General features: G+C 59.8%; 11 protein-coding genes. 2 read left to right on the forward strand and 9 right to left on the reverse strand.

The genetic code is table 11. The features are described from left to right. The first annotated feature begins 120 nt into the window (after nt 1-120). Together LF252_RS16840 and LF252_RS16845 are read left to right on the forward strand one after the other, a co-directional pair. Complete coding sequence (locus tag LF252_RS16840) at nt 121-2,583, forward strand: TonB-dependent receptor (RefSeq protein ID WP_226270749.1); 2,463 nt, start codon at nt 121-123, stop codon at nt 2,581-2,583. 108 nt (nt 2,584-2,691) lie between these two features. Then, entirely contained in the window at nt 2,692-3,834 is a 1,143-nt protein-coding gene (locus LF252_RS16845; protein ID WP_226270750.1) for a PepSY-associated TM helix domain-containing protein, read from the forward strand. Between the two features lie 139 nt (nt 3,835-3,973). Here the strand turns inward: LF252_RS16845 and LF252_RS16850 are convergent, their stop codons facing one another. The 9 genes from LF252_RS16850 to LF252_RS16890 all read right to left on the reverse strand — a co-directional run bounded on the left by LF252_RS16850 (nt 3,974) and on the right by LF252_RS16890 (nt 17,100). Continuing rightward, entirely contained in the window at nt 3,974-4,657 is a 684-nt protein-coding gene (locus tag LF252_RS16850) for a hypothetical protein (protein WP_226270751.1), read from the reverse strand. Between the two features lie 426 nt (nt 4,658-5,083). Continuing rightward, nucleotides 5,084-6,544 (reverse strand): hypothetical protein, encoded by a 1,461-nt coding sequence (locus LF252_RS16855; RefSeq protein WP_226270752.1) that lies wholly within the window; start codon nt 6,542-6,544, stop codon nt 5,084-5,086. A gap of 135 nt (nt 6,545-6,679) precedes the next feature. Beyond that, nucleotides 6,680-8,131: a hypothetical protein gene (locus LF252_RS16860; RefSeq protein ID WP_226270753.1), complete on the reverse strand. Its 1,452-nt coding sequence runs from the start codon at nt 8,129-8,131 to the stop codon at nt 6,680-6,682. A gap of 128 nt (nt 8,132-8,259) precedes the next feature. Beyond that, nucleotides 8,260-11,727 carry an acetate and sugar kinases/Hsc70/actin family protein gene (locus LF252_RS16865; RefSeq protein ID WP_226270754.1) on the reverse strand — a complete coding sequence of 1,156 codons (3,468 nt, stop codon included), beginning with the start codon at nt 11,725-11,727 and terminating at the stop codon, nt 8,260-8,262. 197 nt (nt 11,728-11,924) lie between these two features. Then, the gene (gene tnpA, locus LF252_RS16870; protein ID WP_226270755.1) at nt 11,925-12,353 is read right to left on the reverse strand and encodes an IS200/IS605 family transposase; all 429 of its coding nucleotides are present in this window, start codon (nt 12,351-12,353) and stop codon (nt 11,925-11,927) included. 135 nt (nt 12,354-12,488) lie between these two features. Next, nucleotides 12,489-13,937, reverse strand: a complete 1,449-nt coding sequence (locus LF252_RS16875; RefSeq protein ID WP_226270756.1) for a hypothetical protein — start codon at nt 13,935-13,937, stop codon at nt 12,489-12,491. A 102-nt stretch (nt 13,938-14,039) separates the two neighbouring features. After that, nucleotides 14,040-14,432 carry a hypothetical protein gene (locus tag LF252_RS16880; protein WP_226270757.1) on the reverse strand — a complete coding sequence of 131 codons (393 nt, stop codon included), beginning with the start codon at nt 14,430-14,432 and terminating at the stop codon, nt 14,040-14,042. Between the two features lie 166 nt (nt 14,433-14,598). Further along, the gene (locus LF252_RS16885; protein WP_226270758.1) at nt 14,599-15,972 is read right to left on the reverse strand and encodes a hypothetical protein; all 1,374 of its coding nucleotides are present in this window, start codon (nt 15,970-15,972) and stop codon (nt 14,599-14,601) included. A gap of 126 nt (nt 15,973-16,098) precedes the next feature. Beyond that, entirely contained in the window at nt 16,099-17,100 is a 1,002-nt protein-coding gene (locus tag LF252_RS16890) for a sugar phosphate nucleotidyltransferase (RefSeq protein ID WP_226270759.1), read from the reverse strand. Nucleotides 17,101-17,234: the final 134 nt, after the last annotated feature.

Raw genomic sequence — 17,234 nt, forward strand, 5'->3', positions numbered from 1 at the left:
CGCCGTTTCGCCCAAATCAGGCGTTGCTGTAGCAACATTAAATTTAATTAAGAACTTTTCTAAATAAAATTTCTACTGTTCCTTTGCAGCACTTTAGACCTATTCTAAACAAAACACACCATGTTGAATCTCCGCTCCCTGGGCCTGACTTCTACCCTACTGGCTTGTGCCCTTTCGGTACAGGCCCAGCAAACTGCCGCCATCCGGGGCCGTGTTACTACTTCCGATGGTAGTCCGGCCGAAGCTGTAACCGTGGGGTTGAAGGGCCGCAGCCAGGGCGCTATTACCAACAACAAGGGCGAGTATGTAATTGAGCGGATCCGCGACGGACAATACACGGTAGTCGTTTCGGCCGTAGGACTGAAAACCACCGAGCAGCAGGTAACCGTGAGCGGGGGCCAGGCCACTGTAGCCGACTTCATGCTGACGGAAAATGCCGAGCAGCTCAAAGAAGTGGTTATCAGCGGCAACCGCACCAACAAGTTCAACCGCTCCGCCAGCGTGGACGTGAACAAGATGCCGCTTAGCAACCTCGAAAATCCGCAGGTGTACGCCACGGTGGGCAAAGAGCTGCTGACCGAGCAGTTGGTGTTTTCCGTGGATGACGCAACGCGCAACGCGCCCGGCCTGCAGAAGATGTGGGATGCCACCGGCCGCGGCGGCGACGGAGGTGCCTTCTACGCCGCACGGGGTTTCGTTACGCAAAGCCAGCTGCGCAACGGCGTGGCCGGCAACGTAACCGGGAACATCGACGCGGTGAACCTGGAGAAGCTGGAAGTCATCAAAGGCCCCTCGGCCACGCTGTTTGGCTCGGCCCTGACTTCGTATGGCGGCCTGCTCAACCGCGTCACTAAAAAGCCGCTGGAAACTTTCGGGGGCGAGGTGAACGTGGCGGCCGGCTCCTACGGCTTCCACCGCGTATCGGCCGACGTGAACCTGGTAGACCAGAACACGCCCGCCGACCAGCCCAAAACCCTGGGTATTCGCCTGAACACCGCCTATACCTACGAGGACAACTTCCAGAACAAAGGCTACACGGGCTTCAACAAGAACTTCGCGGTAGCTCCCAGCCTACAGTGGCGCCCTTCCGACCGCCTGACGGTAAATCTGGACGCCGAAATCTACAAGGGCCGGGGCACGGGCAACCAGTTTATCTTCCTGTACTTCCCGCCAAGTGTGTTGGGCTTCGACCGGGCCGATAAGTCGCCGTTCGACTACCGCCAGTCGTACCAGGGGCCAGGCCTGATTCAGGACTCGCGCAGCACCAACCTGTTCGGGCAGGTGCAGTACAAGATTTCACCCGCCTTCACGACCACCACCTACCTGACCAGCAGCAACAGCTACTCCAACGGTAACTCGGCGTACTACTACCTGACGCCCTCTACCCCAGAGTTTCGCCGCCGCCGCCCCGACCTGCCCGAAGCCGCCAACTACCTGGTGCGGGCCGACCAATCGACGGATAACAGCCAGCGGCAACTGTGGGAAGCGCAGCAGCTCATCAACGGTGACTTTCAGGTGGGCAACATGCGTAACCGCGTAGTGCTGGGCCTGGATTTCCTACGCATCGACTCGGACGTAAACTTCCTGGGCGGTAACTTCGATACGGTGGCGCTGGCCTCCCCGCGGCCCGTGCTGGACCAGTTCAACGGCACGAACATGAATGCCGTGTACGCCGCCGGTGGTGGGGGCCGCTACTTGGTTACCACTAAGTCCAATACCTACAGCGCCTTCATCTCGGACGTACTGAACCTGACGGAGCAGTTGAGCGTGCTGGCTGCCCTGCGCGTCGACCACGTGGACAACAAAGGCGGGCTGTACTACTCCCCGGTGCAGGCCTACAAGCAAACCACCTGGTCGCCGAAGTTCGGGCTGGTGTATCAGCCGGTGAAGGACCGGGTGAGCGTGTTTGCCAACTACCAGAACAGCTTCAACAACCTGGGCCTCTACCTGGCCGCCGATGGCACTCGGTCGTTGGCCCGGCCCGAGCGCGCCAACCAGTGGGAAGGCGGGGTGAAGCTGGATGCCGCCGCCGGCCGCCTCAGCGCCACGGTGAGCTACTACAACATTCGGGTGCAGGACCGGCTGCGGCTGCTGGGCTACGCGCCCACCACGTTTGAAGCCATCAATGCCCAGGATGCTACCCAGCGCAGCAAGGGCGTAGAAGTTAACATCGTGGCCAATCCGGTGCGCGGCCTGAACGTCATTGGAGGCTTCTCCTACAACGACTCGAAGTTTGAAGACTCGCCGGAAGACGTGAATGGCCGCCGGCCCAACACAGCTTCCTCGCCCTACCTGGCTAACGCCTGGGTGAGCTACCGTCAGCCGGAAGGCGCACTGAAAGGCCTGGGTGCCGGTTTTGGGGGCAACTACGTGAGTGACAACAAGGTGCAGAATGCCGTCAACAACGTATTCATCCTGCCCAGCTACACAATTTTCAACGCCTCGGTGTTCTACGACCAGCCCAAGTACCGCATTTCGGCTAAGGTGGACAACCTGACGGATAAGCAGTACTGGACCGGCTACACCACCATGAACCCCCAGCGCCTGCGCAGCATCATCGGCAGCGTAGCGTATAAGTTTTAACTTTACTATCTGTCATTCCGAGCAGAGCGAGGAATCTGGGTTTATCTCCTAATGAGTACGCCAGATTCCTCGCTCTGCTCGGAATGACAGTTGTTTTTCCCCTACACGATGAGCACGTTCAAAAAAACCGTTGGGAAGCTGCACTTGTGGCTGGGGCTGGCTTCTGGGCTGGTCGTGTTTATTGTGAGCATCACTGGGGCCATTTTCGTATTTCAGGATGACATCCGGGACTTTACGGAGCCCTGGCGCAAGGTGGAAGTGCAGCAGTCGGCTATGGTGCTGCCCTCGCAGCTGCAAGCCGCCGCGTTGGCCACGCACCCCGGCATACAGGCCCAGGACTGCTGGACCACCTATTTCGGGCCGGAACGCTCGGCTACGGTTTACTTCACAGATAAGGCTGGCGCGCCCATCATGGTGTCGTTGAACCCCTACTCGGGCCGGGTGCTGCACGAACAGGATTTACGTACGCACTTCTTCACCATTATTCAGGAAATTCACATGCACCTGCTGCTGCCCGAGGCGGTAGCCAAGTGGGTAGTGGGCGGTGCCATCAGCATTTTTGTGGTGATGATGCTGACGGGTCTGGTGCTGTGGTGGCCCAAGCGCAAGCAGGAGCGCAAGCAGCGCTTCACCATTAAGTGGGGGGCCCGCTGGCGGCGCGTCAACTACGATTTGCACAACGTGCTGGGCTTTTATGCGGCCAGCATCGGGCTGGTACTGGCACTATCGGGCCTGTTCATGATTTTCCCCTGGATGCTGGAGTCCATTGTGTACGTGGTGGATCGGGGCAAACCGGCGCCGCAAGAGCTCATGCAAACCAAGCTCGACACGCTCCAACCCGCACCCATTGCTGCTCAGCCCCTGACCGATGTAGTGTACCGCACCGCACGCCGCCTCTCTCCGGCCAACGAAATGGTGCTCATTGGCCCCACCGGCGCGGGCAAAGCTCCGGTCTTCTGCTGGACCTACAAAAAGGCGCTGCACTACTACCACCGCGACGAGTACGCCTTTCATCCCGTGTCGGGCCAGGTGCTGGACTCCCGCTTCCACGCCACCAAAAGCGCCGGCACCAAGTTCTCGGATATGAACTACGACCTGCACGTGGGCCAGATTCTGGGTTTCGGCGGCAAGCTGGTGGCTTTCTTAAGTAGTTTGATTTGCGCCAGCCTGCCCGTCACCGGCACCATCATCTGGTGGGGCCGCCGCAATAAAACCAATAAGAAAAAGCCACGCCTGCAGGCGGCAGTATAGTTTCCGGCAGACTTACTTAGTTACATAGAAAAGCCGTCCTGCGGAGCTTGCCGAAGCGTCTCTACCGCTTCGTTGTTTGGTAGAGATACTTCGGCAAGCTCCGCAGGACGGCTTTCATCCTATCTGGATTATTGGGCTACTACATCCGCCCCACCTTCGGAATCACCTGGATGAGGAAGCGTTTGTTGTCGCCCTCGCGGCGGCCGGAGTAGCGGCCGGTACCGTAGAAGCCGCTGCCCCCGATGATGAGCTCAATGTTGCGGTCCTGGCTGAAGTTGAGGTTTTTTTGCTTCCACAGGTTGAGCAGGTTGAGGGCGCGGCGGTAGCTCAGCTGGTAAGTGCTTTGCTCCTCGCGCTGATTGCGGGGGTCACCCTGGGGGTAGCGGGCGGCCATGCCTTCCACGATTACCAGGTAGCGCACGTTCTGGCCCTGGTTGGTGGCGCTGAGGCTGCGCAGCCGCTCCCGCAGCAGCTGGCCAGCCTGCAGCAGCGCCGGTTTGTAGCTGTCCTGGATTTCGTCGCGGCCGGCTTTGAACTGCACGTTCAGCTTCAGCTCGTACCGCTCGTTCTGGGGGTCGTAGCGGAAGTAGCGCCCCTCCAGCCGCCGCAGCGACTCCCGGATGCGGGTAATCTGCTCCAGTTCGATGGCCTTGGCCTTCAGCTCGCCGTTGGCCTGCTTCAGCTCCCCTTCCCGGTCCTTGAACAGCTTGAAGCTGTACACGAACAGCACCAGCATCACCACGAACAAGGACGTCATCAGGTCCACGTAGCTGGGCCAGAAGAAGTCGTTGCTTTGGCGTTTGGTGGGAGTGGCGTTGTTCATGGAAAGGAAATTAATTAGGGCTAGAAGCTAGTTCCCCTCCTTGGAAAGGAAGGGGCTAGGGGTGGTTGATTGCGCGTCATGACGATTACTAAAGCCAGCGGGTCGTTCAACGAATCAACCACCCCTAGCCCCTCCTTTCCAAGGAGGGGAACTAGCTCTTTAGCTTTTAGCTCTAATCTTTCTTGCATTATGTTGATAACCGGTCTTCTTCTCCCATCAGTATCAGCCCCCAAACCATCACCATCGGCCAAAACACTATCCAGAGGAATATGAGTAGCCGAATCAATGACTTAAACCAATGAGTGTGTTTGGGCTTAACTATCAACAATATGAACCCCGCAATTACGGCGGCCACATATAGCAGTGACAAGCCAACAAGCAACAAGATAGAGGAGGTAGATGCCGACATGCTTAAAACTCGGCTTATTACTGCGGCTTCACGCCGCCGAACAGCTTGTCCATAAACCGCTGGAAACGGTTCTTGGACGTGGCTTTCACCAGTACCGTGTTCAGGCTGGAGAGTTCCAGCAGAAGTTTAGCTTGCACCTGCGAATCCAGCTCGATTTTGCGGAGTAGCTCGCGCTGGGTGGCGGTTACGTCGCGGCTGAGGTCGGCTTGCTGGGTGTTGAGGTTCTGGAAGGGTTCCAGCTGTTTCAGCAGCTTCTCGAAGACGTTGTCGGCGTTGAGCTGCTCGAAATACTGCTGCCACTTCTCATAGGCCAGCTGGGCCTGCCGCTCGTTGTAGGCCAGGCGCTTGTTCATCACATCGGCGAGGCCTACGCCGGCCTGGTCGATGTGCTGCTCGGCGCGGTCCTTTAGGTTGCGCAGCTCTACCTGGTGCTTCTGGAAGAAATCCAGCATCAGCTGCACCGAGTTGTTGTTGCCGCCGATGTACTGGCCCAGGTCGTTGATGCCTTTCTCAAAGCCCCGCAGCCGGTCCAGAATGCTGTTCACGGCCTCGGCCGAGTGGTAGCCGTTCTGCAGCATCTCGTTGAGACGCTGCTGGTAGCCGGTGAAGGCGCTGAACATTTCGGCCGATTCGCGCACCTTCTCGAACACCAGAATATTGGCCGCCGCCATCTTGTCGTAACCGATGGTATCGAGGCGTTCGAGGAAGTCGCTCTGCACCCGGATGTTCTGCGTCACCTTCTCCAGCAAGGGATTGAACAGTTCAATCTGGCCCACAAACTGCTGGTTGAACGCATCCAGCACCGACTTCAGGTTGGTGAGCGAGCTGGCCATGTCGGCGTGCAGTACCGGCAGCAGGCGGGCCTGCAGGAAGGTGTAGTACTGGTTCTGGAGCCGGTCGAGCTGGTGGCGGGCCTGACGCAGCACGCCGTTGCCGAGCAGCGTGAGCAGCAGCCCCACGAAGGAGCCCGTCATGGCAATGAGCACGCCGGTGAGGAAGGGCGTCAGCGCGTTTTCATCCGACACGCCATTGCGGGCGATGCCCACCAGACCCAGAATCACGCCCAGAAACGTGCCCAGTAAGCCCAGATAAAGGGGAGTGGCCACGTTGGCCTGCACCTCATTATCGAGCACCTCACTCTGGCGCTCCGATATGTCTTTCAGAATGCCAAAATCGGCCGCCGCGCCCTTGTTGTGGCGCAGGTAGTCGTTAGTGTCAAGCAGGATGGCCTGAAACTCCGGGGAAGCGTTTTCGGCCTTAATGAGGTTGGAGGCGAAGGACTCGGGCGGGGCATCGGCAGCATAGTCGGGCAGGTCGCGGCCGTCGGGCAGCACAATGCGGTGCTCCACGCGCAGGCTTTCCTTGGGCGGATACAACACGGCCAGCCGGTACGCATTAGCCCGCGTCCGCAGGAACGTGCGAATCTGCAGCCCCACCACAACAGCCACCACCAAAAGTTCGAGAATGATTTCAAGCATAGAACAGTAAAGTACGGCATTCCCACGCTGTCATCCTGACGAAGGAAGGACCTTATCACGTCAGAACGAGCCGGTGTTATAAGGTTCGTTCAAACGTAAAAAGGTCCTTCGCAAGCTCAGGATGACAGACGGTATCTACTCAAACCGGATAGCCGCTTTCTGCTCTATCTGCCAGGAGCCGGCCACTTTGCGCAGCACGCCTTCTTCCTCAGTCACGATGCGCGTGACCGGGCCAGCGGGCTGTTGGTATTTACACGCCTCGCGCAGGGAGTATTGCGCACTCTGGATGGCGTAGGCGTGCACGGCGGGGTTAGAGGTTACACTGAACGTGGCCAAATCGGGCCACTGCGGGTCCAGGTGAATTTCGTAGATGCTGTCGTGCTGTGGCTCGTCGGAGAAGTCAAACTCGCTGAACGCTCCGTTCACGGGCACCTTCACGTAGCGCGTCCGTGGTTGGTCGGCGGCAGGCGCAGCCGAAACCGGCGCGGGTGCGTTGGGCAACTGCACCGGCGGTACGAGGCTGTCAAATTCATCGAGCGGGGCAGCAGCAGGCGGACCGGCGGGAATTGCGGCTGGGGCTTCGGTACGCTGCACCGGGGCCTGCGGAGCGCTAACAACAGGCGGCGTTACCGGAGCTGGGGTCACGGCCACCGGCTGCGGGGCCGGAGCGGGCGGGGCCTGTACCGGAGCTTCCGGAGCCGGAGTAGCTTTCGGCGGCGACTGACGTTTCTGCAATTCCTGCTCTACCCGCTGCTGAATCAGTTGCTCCAGCTCGCGCAGCTGGGCCGGGGAGAAACGGTCGGCCGGTTTGCCACCGCCACTACCGGGGCTGGTTTGTAAGGCGGCAATATCGTCGCGGCGCTTGTCGATGCGGGCGTTGATTTCCTTCCAGGAAGCGCCAATGCTCCGCTTCAGCAGGGCGTACAGCACCAAGCTCAGCAGGGCCAGAATCAGCGCCAGAGGACCGAAAAACTTATTCATTAGGCTCTCCCCTGCTCCGGTAGTTGCTGGCGTAGTGGGAGTAGCCACGCCGGCTTCAGCCAAGCCAGCGTCGCCGGGAGCGGCGGCCGTGACTTCGTCGGTGGTAGCGGTGGTATCAACAGTTTCGGTAGTAGCCGCTTCGGCAGCGGGCAGGTCGCCAATAGGCGTACCCTGGTCGAGGTAGTTCTTCAGAGCTGTTTCCAGCTTCATTACGCCAGCCAGCCGGGCAGCATTGCCCTTGCGGGACGGGGAAGTGCGGAGCCGATTGATGATTTCGCGCACCAGCGTCTGCAGGCGGGAGTTGTCAGAGCCCAGGCCTTTGTACATCACGCCCTGCACCTCCAGCGGCTGGTACAGCGCCGAATACACCCGCTGCTCATCGGCCTTGATGCTTCCAGCAAAGTCTTTGAGCGGCCCGCCGCATTTCAACTGGCTTTTCAGCTCGGGGTGGCCCGTATCTTCATACACGAACTTGGCCGTAGCGCACCAGATCTGCACTTTGCGCTCCTCCAGTGTGGGCTGACCAAGGGGCGTTTGGGCACGGCTGCCGGCCGCCAACAGCAGCAGGCCGGTAAGCAGGGAAGCAACGCGGCGGGAAAGAGTCATAGGGTATTTGGGTAGGAAGGAATCGTAACTGATTCCCAGGGTTGAAACCCTTAGCTAATCAGCGGGAATATAAACCACAGACGCTACATAGCCCAGGGTTTTAACCCTGGGCTACTGCGCCAGTAGCATTACGCCTGCAGCTCGCGGCTGAGGTTATAGAGTGCCTGTTTCAGCGGCAGGAAGAACAGCGTTTCCGGCAGGGTTTCGTCGGCGGAGAGCTGGCGCTGAAACTGGTGCAGGCCCAGGCTCAGGCTGTCCTCGATTTCGCGCTGCAGAATGTCCTTCACGCGCTGACGGTCCACGTCTACACCTACTTCGCGCAGGTAGGGCGCTACTTCGTCGCCTTCGAGTACGAGGGTGAGGTAGTGGCGCACATTTTCCAGCACTTGGTCTTTCAGGGCAGCATCTACCTGGTTCAGCTTCAGACGCTGCTGGTTGAGCTCGGTGCCTTCCACGGCGCCGCTGTACTTCACCGGCTTGATGCTGTCGTAGTCCGAGGTATTGGTTTTCTCCTCGAACAGCACGCCGCCGTTGGTAGTAGCCTCCTTGGGGTTGTCGGCCAGGATAACGCGGAAGTTGTGAGGCGGTTCGGTGCCGGTTACGGCCTGGAAGATGGCCTTCGTAATCTTCTCAATGGCCACCAGGGAGCTGCCACCGGCCAGCAGGCGCAGGTACAGGCTGCCTTTGCCCGAGAAGCAGAGGTAGCGCGGCGTTTTCAGGCCGAGGTGCTTCACCAACTGCGCCGTGTGGTAGATGATGCTGGTGTAGTGCAGGTAGAACAGCACCCGCAGCTGCCGGCCTTTGCCCAAGCCCAGGGCCTGCGTAAAGCGCAGGGCATCATCGTACTTAAACAACAGGCTGGTTACGTCCGCGGAGCCGAAATCGGTGTTGCTGAGGGCAGCGCGCAAGTAGCCTTTGTATTCCTGGTTTTGCTCCGAGTCGGGCAGGCTTTCTACGTGGCCCACGCCGAGGCGCAGGAGGCCATTCTGCTTGGGTGCGCCCTGCACGCGGGCGTACCCGTCGCCCCACAGATCGTCGCCGGCGAAGCGGAATGAGGTGCTGTAAGCTGGTTTCTGGTCGGCGAAGAGCAGTAAGTCGGTGGTGCCGCCGCCGATGTCGATGTTCACCACGTTTTCGTCGCGGTTGGGCACTACCTGGTTGGTGGCCGTGAGGTAGTAGTACGGGGCCACCGACTCGGTGAGGCAGATGGTGGGGCGGCGGGCCTTGAACACTTGCTGGAAGGCCTCATCCCAGACCTGCTGGAACTGGTTGCGCAGGAACCCGTCGAAGCTCAGCGGGGCAAACCACACCACGCGGGTATCTTCCAAAATACCGCCGTGCAACGCCGCTTTGTGGCGCAGCAGCAGCAGAATTTCCTTGAAAAACGCCTCAATGCGCGACACACCCTGCGGGTCCAGCTCCGCCGACCATTTCAGGTTGGTGACGAAACGGTTTTGAGGTAGCTCGGCCGTGGTTTCGGTGTTAATGCTGAAGCCGATGTTGATGTTGCTGAGCACTTTGGCCGGCTCGTTGGCAAACGACGTGGTTTCGCACACGGCCGTCCGAATCGGGAATTCGTAGGCCGAGCCGCCTTCTCCCACGAAGCTGGGTACAAACTCCCGGTTTTGCAGGGTGGCAATGTGCGTCCAGATTTGCCCGGCCCCGGTGCGGTAGCGCTGCGCCGCCGACAGGCCGGCATCGGCCACCGGGGCGTGCAGCCATTCTACCTGCACATCGGCCTCGCCAATGGTGAGAGGGCGCGGGTGGGCCGTGGGTGAATCGGCGTAGGCAATGTGGGTATTAGTGGTACCAAAGTCCACCGCGAAGGTGAAGCGACGGGTACCCCGGTCCAGCTCGCGCCAGCGTGGCACCAGCAGCCCCCGGGCCGGCTCTGCCCCGATGGTGGCGGGCGGGCAGGTCAGCTCGGCCAGGTCGAAGTGGGTGCCGGTGACTTCGTAGTAGGTGCTGCCGGCGGTGGCCATGCTCTTCTGGGTACGCTCGTAGCGGGTGGCACGGCGGGCGGCCCCCTGCTCCGTAATCCGCTCCCCGTTCACGAAGAACGTGAGGTCGTAGCGGCGGTTGAGCATGGTGGGCGCGTTATCGGCGTCCACCAGCATCACCTTGTATAGGTCGTTGTATTCGGGTTGGTAGCGCACCTTGTAGAATGGGAACACGCCCACCCCTACGTTGGCCCGCACAATGCGGCCCTTCTCCAGAATCTCGCGGCCCTGCGCATCCTTGGGGTTTTGGGGGTTCACGTAGTAGCTGCGCTCAAACGTAATGAAGCGCCCCGCCTGCACCGGCACCCGCAGCTGCACACGCACGTGGCTCAGGTCGATGGTGAAGGTGACTAGCTCGGCCAGCTCGTTTTCGGTGAAATACTCAAAAAACGCCTGTTTTAGCGGCAACAGGTAGGGAAACCGGGCGCGGCCCTGCCCGTCGGCCCCGTACTGGAACGTGACTTTGCCGGTGTGGAAGCGCTGGGTATTCAGTTCGTAGGGTAGTTCCACCAGCGAATCTTCCAGCAGGTCGCCCACCGTGAGGTAGGGATACTTGAAGCCTTTGCCGGGCAGCACGCGGCTTTCCAGGGCCAGCTCGTCGTAGTAGGGCACCGGCGTACGGTCGTCCCAGGGCTGACCGTTGAGGTAGTTGGCCCCGGGCATGGTCAGGTTGGGACGCAGCACCAAGGGGCGCGGCCGGCCGCCGATGGCCTCACGGGTGGGCTGGATGAACAGGTCGGAACTGGTAACGGCCGACTGGTCGGCGCGGCCGGGTAGCGGGACGCCTTTCACGCTTACCAGGTTGCCTTGCACGTCGGCCAGGGCCGGGTAGCGGGCGGCAAATTGCTGGGCGCTCCGGTCGCCCTGCATCTGGAGCTGGTTGATTTTGCTCCGGTCGAGGCCAGCGTACACGCTGCCGGCAAACTCGCGGCGCTGCAGCTGCGGATACGCCAAAAACAGCTCGTACACGAACTCCCGGAACTGCGGGTCCCGGTCCTCGAGCAGCACCGTCTGCTTATCGAAGTAGTGCCCGCGGGCTTGGGGCCGCTCGAGGTCCAGCGGCGTAGTGGCCGGACCAGTGAACAGGATGGTCAGCGGCGAAGTACCACCCAGCAGGCGCGTGCCGCCCGCCAGCTCCGGCGACTCATAGTACACCAGGTACATGTCGGTGAAGTCGCGGAACCGCTCGTCCTGCATGTACAGCTGCAGGGTTTCGCCCAGCAGGCGCGTACCCTCGTCCTGCCGCATCCGCCGGATTTCGGCCTCGGCATTCCAGCGGCGCAACGTGATTTTGCGGCCCGCCTGGGTGTAGAGGTGGTAGTTGTAGAGCAACTCCAGCAAATCCCAGAAGTGCGTGGTCAACTCATGGTACACCGAGCCGGGGTTGCGCTGCCCCTCCCGGGCCAGGAAGTCGAAAGCCGTTTCGAACAAGTGCATCCGCGCAAACGGCGTTGGGATGCTCACGGCCAGGTTGCGCGACTTACCGCCGGCAGGGTCCGTGACGGTGTTGATTTCGGTGCTGGTGACGGGGGCGGTTTTCTGCCAGCCCTGCACCTGCTGGGAGCCGTTGTTATGTAAGCGAAGGACTTTGGCCATATCGTTTTCCAGGGTTCCCAGGGTTAAAACCCTGGGCTAGTTAGCGGTTCTGTTCTTAGTTGGCGGAGTGGTACTGGGCAGATGGTTCAGGCGGCGTGGGTGTCCCAGGACTGAAGTCCTGGGCTACGGAGCGGGTTGCTCGGTTTTCGCTGACTAGCCCAGGGCTTCAGCCCTGGGTCGTCCACGCCGCCCACACCTCATGGTACCCGCGCCATCTTTTCCAGCATTTCCATTTCCTGCCAGTAATTCTGCTCTTGGTGGTGCTTTTCCTGATTGCGGATGTAGTTACGCACCCGTTCCACATGCGACGGACTGACGGAAAACGCACCATAGCCATTCTGCCAGCCAAAGGTGAAATCCGTCAGACCCTGCTCATTTACCCAATGCGCGCTTTTGCCTTTGAGCTGTTGCATCACCAAATCCAGCCGGTCAGTGGTGCGCAACGAAAGCAGACAGTGTACATGGTCTTGAACGCCGTTCAAAAAGTTGAGGTGGATGCTGCCGGTTTCTGCAATGTGCCGAATCTGATTAAACAGCACTGGCTTCAATTCCGCCGTGAGCCAAGGCTGCCGGTTTTTGGTAGCCCACGTCACATGCACCCACAACGACTGAAAAACGTGGCTCATACGTCTCGTTCTGGCGGCTCGGCGTCCCAGGGTTGAAACTTGGATTAAGGAGCGTTTTGCAATGAATAATCATCCTCCCACTGACTAGCCCAGGGTTTCAACCCTGGGACACCTGGGACGGCCGGGCCGCGTGGCCTACACCACCTTCACCTTCTCCTCAAACGCCTTGTCTGTTACATCATAAAACAGCTCTAGTAGCTTGCGGAAGCTGTCGGGTTCCTGGATAGACTTTTCGGTTTTGTTGAGCGAGTCGAGCAAGTAATTGTGGCTGAGACCTTTGTTGAAGAAATCGGACCACTTCTTTTCCACCGGCCGGCCCAGAATCATGGCGTTGAAGTCGTCCGTCTGCAGGTCGAAGGGGCGGAAGGCGCGGCGGTTTTGGGCCAGCTCCTGCAGCCATTGGTCAGCGCCCAGGTCTTGGCCGTGCAGGAAGTTGTTCAGCTCCCGGAAGATGGGCTCGTTGCGCAAAGCGTAGTCCAGCTTCAGGTTGTCGGCGTAGGGGGCTTTATCGGTGGGCAGGTGCTGCTTGTGGTAGCGCGTGAAGTACAGGAACTGCGTGAGCTGCTTGGCAATAATTTCACGCGACTCATCGGGCAAGTGGCTGAACTGAATTTCCGGGGCGTCGGTCTGCAGGCCGTACTCATGGAAGTGCGGGCCGCCAGTGCGCAGCTCGGAGGCCGAGTAGCGCATGAAGTCCACGATGCTCAGGGCGGCCAGCAGCTCAATTACGTGGGCCTTGTTTTTCTGCTGGGTACCGCCGGGCTGGTTCTCGTAGGGCGTATCGGGCGTATCGGCTAGGTAGTACAGCGCGTCGAGGCCCTGCAGGTTGTGCTCGTAGTAGCTGAGCGCCGCCTTGGTTTTCGTCAGGAAGTTATTGGAGTCGATGACGGCGTTATCCTCGCTCTGCAGGGCGAAATAGGGCATCACCGTGACGGCTCCGGTGGGCGCGTCGCGCAGGTAGCGGGCGTTGCTGAGGCGGGTGTTCGTGTCCTTCAGGTTTTTCAGCATCAGTGGGAAGCCCGCCGCACCCGTACCGCCGAAGATGCTCGACACGAAAAACACCCGGTCACCATCCTGGAAGTTGTCGGCAAAAAACCGCATTTCGGGGCTTTCTACCAGCTTATTCAGCACAATGCTACCCACATTAGGGGAGCCCCGGAAGCCGATAGTGAGCGGGCTTTCCAGGTTATCTTGCGTGAACAGCAAATCCACCAGTCCCTTCGAGTCCACCGACAGCCCGTCGTAGTGCAGGTACTGCCGGAAGCTCTGGTTGATACCACCAAAATCGAAGATGAAGGTATCCTTCACCGAGCCGTTCACATCCTGTGAAATGCCGCTCAGCGTGCTGATATCGGTCTTGAAGAAGCCTTCTTCGCGGGGGCCGAGGCGCTTGTAAATCTGCTGGTAGGTTTGCAGCAGCTGCACCGTGCGGTTCATGTCGCCGTTGTGGGCGTCGGGGTCGATGATGATGGGCACCACCCGGTCACAGTTGGGCAGATCAACGCCCGCGGCCAGCAGCATGGTCAGGGAGCGAATCACGCGGGAACCCGTGCCGCCAATGCCGAATAAAAAGAGTTTAGCCATGAGGAGTAGTGAGTATTGGGTATTGAGTAGATAGAAGCGGGTTTGAGTTTGCAGCACGGTTGACTTGTCGCCAACTCACTACTCAATACCCAGTACTCAATACTAAAACGGGGTGGTGCTGGCGTTGGTAGAGCCGCGCTTGAACACCAACGAGAAAACGAAAAACCAGATCAGGGCCAGGATGGCATTCCAAGTAGCCAGCCAGTAGATGTAGCTGTGGTCGGTTACCTGTTGGGAATGGGCCTGCCAGATGGTTACCAAGAAGGCAATCAGCGCGTTCAACACCAGGAATACGCTCCAGTGCCGGCCCTTGTTGAAGGTAGCCACGCCCATAGCCCGGTTGATAAGCAAGTAGAAAATCAGCGCCAGCCCGGCGGAAACACCCAAATTCAGCAGCCCCAGGTTCGGGAAAACCACGTCGCGGTACACGGGGGTATCGGCCGGGGGCTGGGGGTTACCGATGAGCTCGTAGAGGAAGCGGAAGAATGCTTTCATGGAAAGAGGTGAGGCCGGACTCCGGGCCGGCAACCCGTGGAACGATGAGAAGGAAACGAAATTGTGAGGCTGGCTATCAGATGCTCCTTGCCATCAAGGAACGAAAACCGTTCCAAATCGACAGACCACCAACCAGTAGCCGAACACAAGCAGCTCAGCCGTAGCGCTATTCGGCTGGCTGTAAGGTTAATGGCAGCTCAAATATTAGACGTGCCGAGCCGCCGGTATCCAGCCCGTCGAGCAGGGAGCTAAGGGCAAAGGTTTTGGGTGCGGGCGTGCCGTCGTTGCGGGTGGTCCACTGCGCCACCCAGGCAGGGCGCTGGTCCTGGAGACGCAGCACCAGCGGGCGGGCCGCCTTGGGCTGCCGGGTCAGGCGCACTTTGGCGAAGTGCGTGTATTTGCTTTGGGGGCCGCTGCTGGCTGTGGTTTGGTCGGTGGCTTCGGTTACTTCCAGCAGCTTGGCGTCAGTATCCACGCCTTCCAGCTTCAGGTTTTGCCGCAGATACGCCACGTCCCGATACTGGCCGGGCAGCTGGCCCAGGTTCAGGCCCACTACAAACTCTACCGGCTGCTGAGCCGAGGCTTCCGATACGGCCACTACCCGGTAACTGCCGGCGGTCCGCTTGCTGGCCCCGGCGTCGCCGTAGTACCAGGCACCTTTGTTCTGAAACTTATCCAACACCGAGTAAGCCGGGCGCGGGTACGTAACGCCGAAGTGCGCCTGCTTGCCGGGGTGTTGTTCCAACAAAGCGGCATCAAAGCGGCGCACAGCATCTGCGGGGCCCAGCACCCAGATGTAGTATGGTATTTCGGTGTCGCAGCAGTTGGTTTTCTTGCCGGCCGCTTTCAGGGCCGGGTAGTAGGTGCCCCGGAAATCCGACAGGTAGCCGTACACCGACACGGCCAGATCGGGCTGCGCGCCGTTGCGCTGCAGAGCGTCGGCAATGTCGGTTTTGATGTAAGGAATAGCCCCGGCGTTTTTGGGGGAATAGATGAAGTCCGAAATCAGCACGCTTACCGAGCCGGGCTGGTAGTAGCGCGTCATCAAGGTATCAAGCACGGCGGGCAGATCGGTGCTTTTGGCCGGCTGCTGAATGCCGCTGCGCACGGTACTGGAAAGACCTTGGTACGTATCCTTATACGGTTTCTCCTTGATGCGGAAATACGCTTTCTGCCGCGCGGCTGAGGTGCGGTTGATTTCCGACAGCAACTGCGCTACGTGCTGCTGAAACTTTGTATTCTCGCCGCTGGCCCCGGTTTTGGGCATGAAGCCTTCCATGGAACCCGACACCTCCAGAAATACATTCACAGCCTGCAGGGGCTGAGCAGCGGCTCCACTTACTACGTCCGAGGCCTCCTCCGGCGCTTCTACGCCGGGCGCTTCGGCGGGGCGCACGTTGTCGGGCAGTTTAGCACCGGGCTTCTCGGTGGTGGTAGCTCCGTCCTCCGACTTCATATCGGAGCGGGAGTAACAGCCGGACAGTAGCAGCGTCAGGCCCAGGGCGGGCAGCAGGCGGGGGAAGGAGGTCAGGTAGCGCATCGGGCTAAAGTAACGACATTCTGCCCTCAGCGGATACATGAACTGTGAATGAGTGGTTGAGTGAATGAGTGAAGTAGCGAAGCTCAACAGCAACTTCACTCACTCGCTCAACTACTCGTTCACCGCTTAGCTGTAGTCGATTTCCGTGTTGTCGCCGATGTTGAGGCTGTGGCGGGTACCTTTAAACAGGGCGTCGGAGCCCACGATGCAGTCGTGCATCACGGCGGAGCGCAACTCACTGTACGAGCCGATGATGGACTCGCTCAGGATAGTGTTCTTGACGATGGTTCGGTCGCCGATGGCCACATTGGGGCCGATGATGGAGCCCGAAATCTGGCAGTCGTGGCCGATGCTGACGGGCGGAATGATGATGGTGTCCGGAAACTCGGGGTACTCGCGGCGCTTTAGGAACTCGGGGCGGTTGAGCAGGCGGGCGTTGGCTTCCAGCAGGCTGTCCTTGCGGCCACAGTCAAACCAGTTGTCAACGGGTGTAGTTACCATATCGGCCCCGTCCTGAATCATGAGCATGAGGGCGTCCGTGAGTTGAAACTCGCCGTGAGTGCGCTGGTCCTGCTCCACAATGCGCTCCAGGGCCGAGGCCAGCCAGTCGGGGTTGGCAATCTTGTACAGCCCTACCAGGGCGTAATTCGATTTCGGAATACGGGGCTTCTCCACCACTTTCGTCACGCGGCCGCCGGTGCCGGTTTCCACCAGGCCAAACAAGGAAGGCGTTTTTACTTCCTTCACGGCCAATACGTTGCCGGGCGTGGTCATCATGGCGGGCAGGTCGATGTCCACAATGGTGTCGCCGAGCAGAATCAGGATGCCGTCCTGCTCGTGGCGGAAATGCTCCCGGGCCAGCCACAGGGCGTGGGCAATACCTTCGCGGGGCTCCTGCACCACAAACGAGCACCGCAACTGCGGGTACTGCTTGCGCACGTAACTCTCCACCTTCTCGCCCAGGTAGCCGATAATGAACACGAATTCCTGCACCCCGGCATCCACCAGCCGGTCGATGATGTGGCCCAGAATAGTGTTGCCGGCCACCGGCACCAGGGTTTTGGGCTGGGTGTGGGTGTGCGGACGGAGGCGGGAGCCGATACCGGCCACGGGAATTACTGCTTTCATCAGGAGAGAAAAATCGGGAAGCACCGAAGCGCAAAATACACAAACCCGCCGGAGCAACCGTACACACAACCGCTGTGGCCTGAATTCGTACTTTGCAGCACGCTGGTTCAGCTGGGTGCTCCTGCTACGAGCGG

This window comes from Hymenobacter pini, assembly GCF_020421205.1.
GTDB lineage: Bacteria > Bacteroidota > Bacteroidia > Cytophagales > Hymenobacteraceae > Hymenobacter > Hymenobacter pini.

Bases quoted from the DNA above. Each gene is read 5' to 3' on its own strand.
- LF252_RS16860 (WP_226270753.1), bottom strand. From the start codon at position 8,131: ATGACTCTTTCCCGCCGCGTTGCTTCCCTGCTTACCGGCCTGCTGCTG.
- LF252_RS16875 (WP_226270756.1), bottom strand. From the start codon at position 13,937: ATGGCTAAACTCTTTTTATTCGGCATTGGCGGCACGGGTTCCCGCGTG.
- LF252_RS16880 (WP_226270757.1), bottom strand. From the start codon at position 14,432: ATGAAAGCATTCTTCCGCTTCCTCTACGAGCTCATCGGTAACCCCCAG.
- LF252_RS16890 (WP_226270759.1), bottom strand. From the start codon at position 17,100: ATGAAAGCAGTAATTCCCGTGGCCGGTATCGGCTCCCGCCTCCGTCCG.
- LF252_RS16885 (WP_226270758.1), bottom strand. From the start codon at position 15,972: ATGCGCTACCTGACCTCCTTCCCCCGCCTGCTGCCCGCCCTGGGCCTG.
- tnpA (WP_226270755.1), bottom strand. From the start codon at position 12,353: ATGAGCCACGTTTTTCAGTCGTTGTGGGTGCATGTGACGTGGGCTACC.
- LF252_RS16845 (WP_226270750.1), top strand. From the start codon at position 2,692: ATGAGCACGTTCAAAAAAACCGTTGGGAAGCTGCACTTGTGGCTGGGG.
- LF252_RS16855 (WP_226270752.1), bottom strand. From the start codon at position 6,544: ATGCTTGAAATCATTCTCGAACTTTTGGTGGTGGCTGTTGTGGTGGGG.
- LF252_RS16850 (WP_226270751.1), bottom strand. From the start codon at position 4,657: ATGAACAACGCCACTCCCACCAAACGCCAAAGCAACGACTTCTTCTGG.
- LF252_RS16840 (WP_226270749.1), top strand. From the start codon at position 121: ATGTTGAATCTCCGCTCCCTGGGCCTGACTTCTACCCTACTGGCTTGT.
- LF252_RS16865 (WP_226270754.1), bottom strand. From the start codon at position 11,727: ATGGCCAAAGTCCTTCGCTTACATAACAACGGCTCCCAGCAGGTGCAG.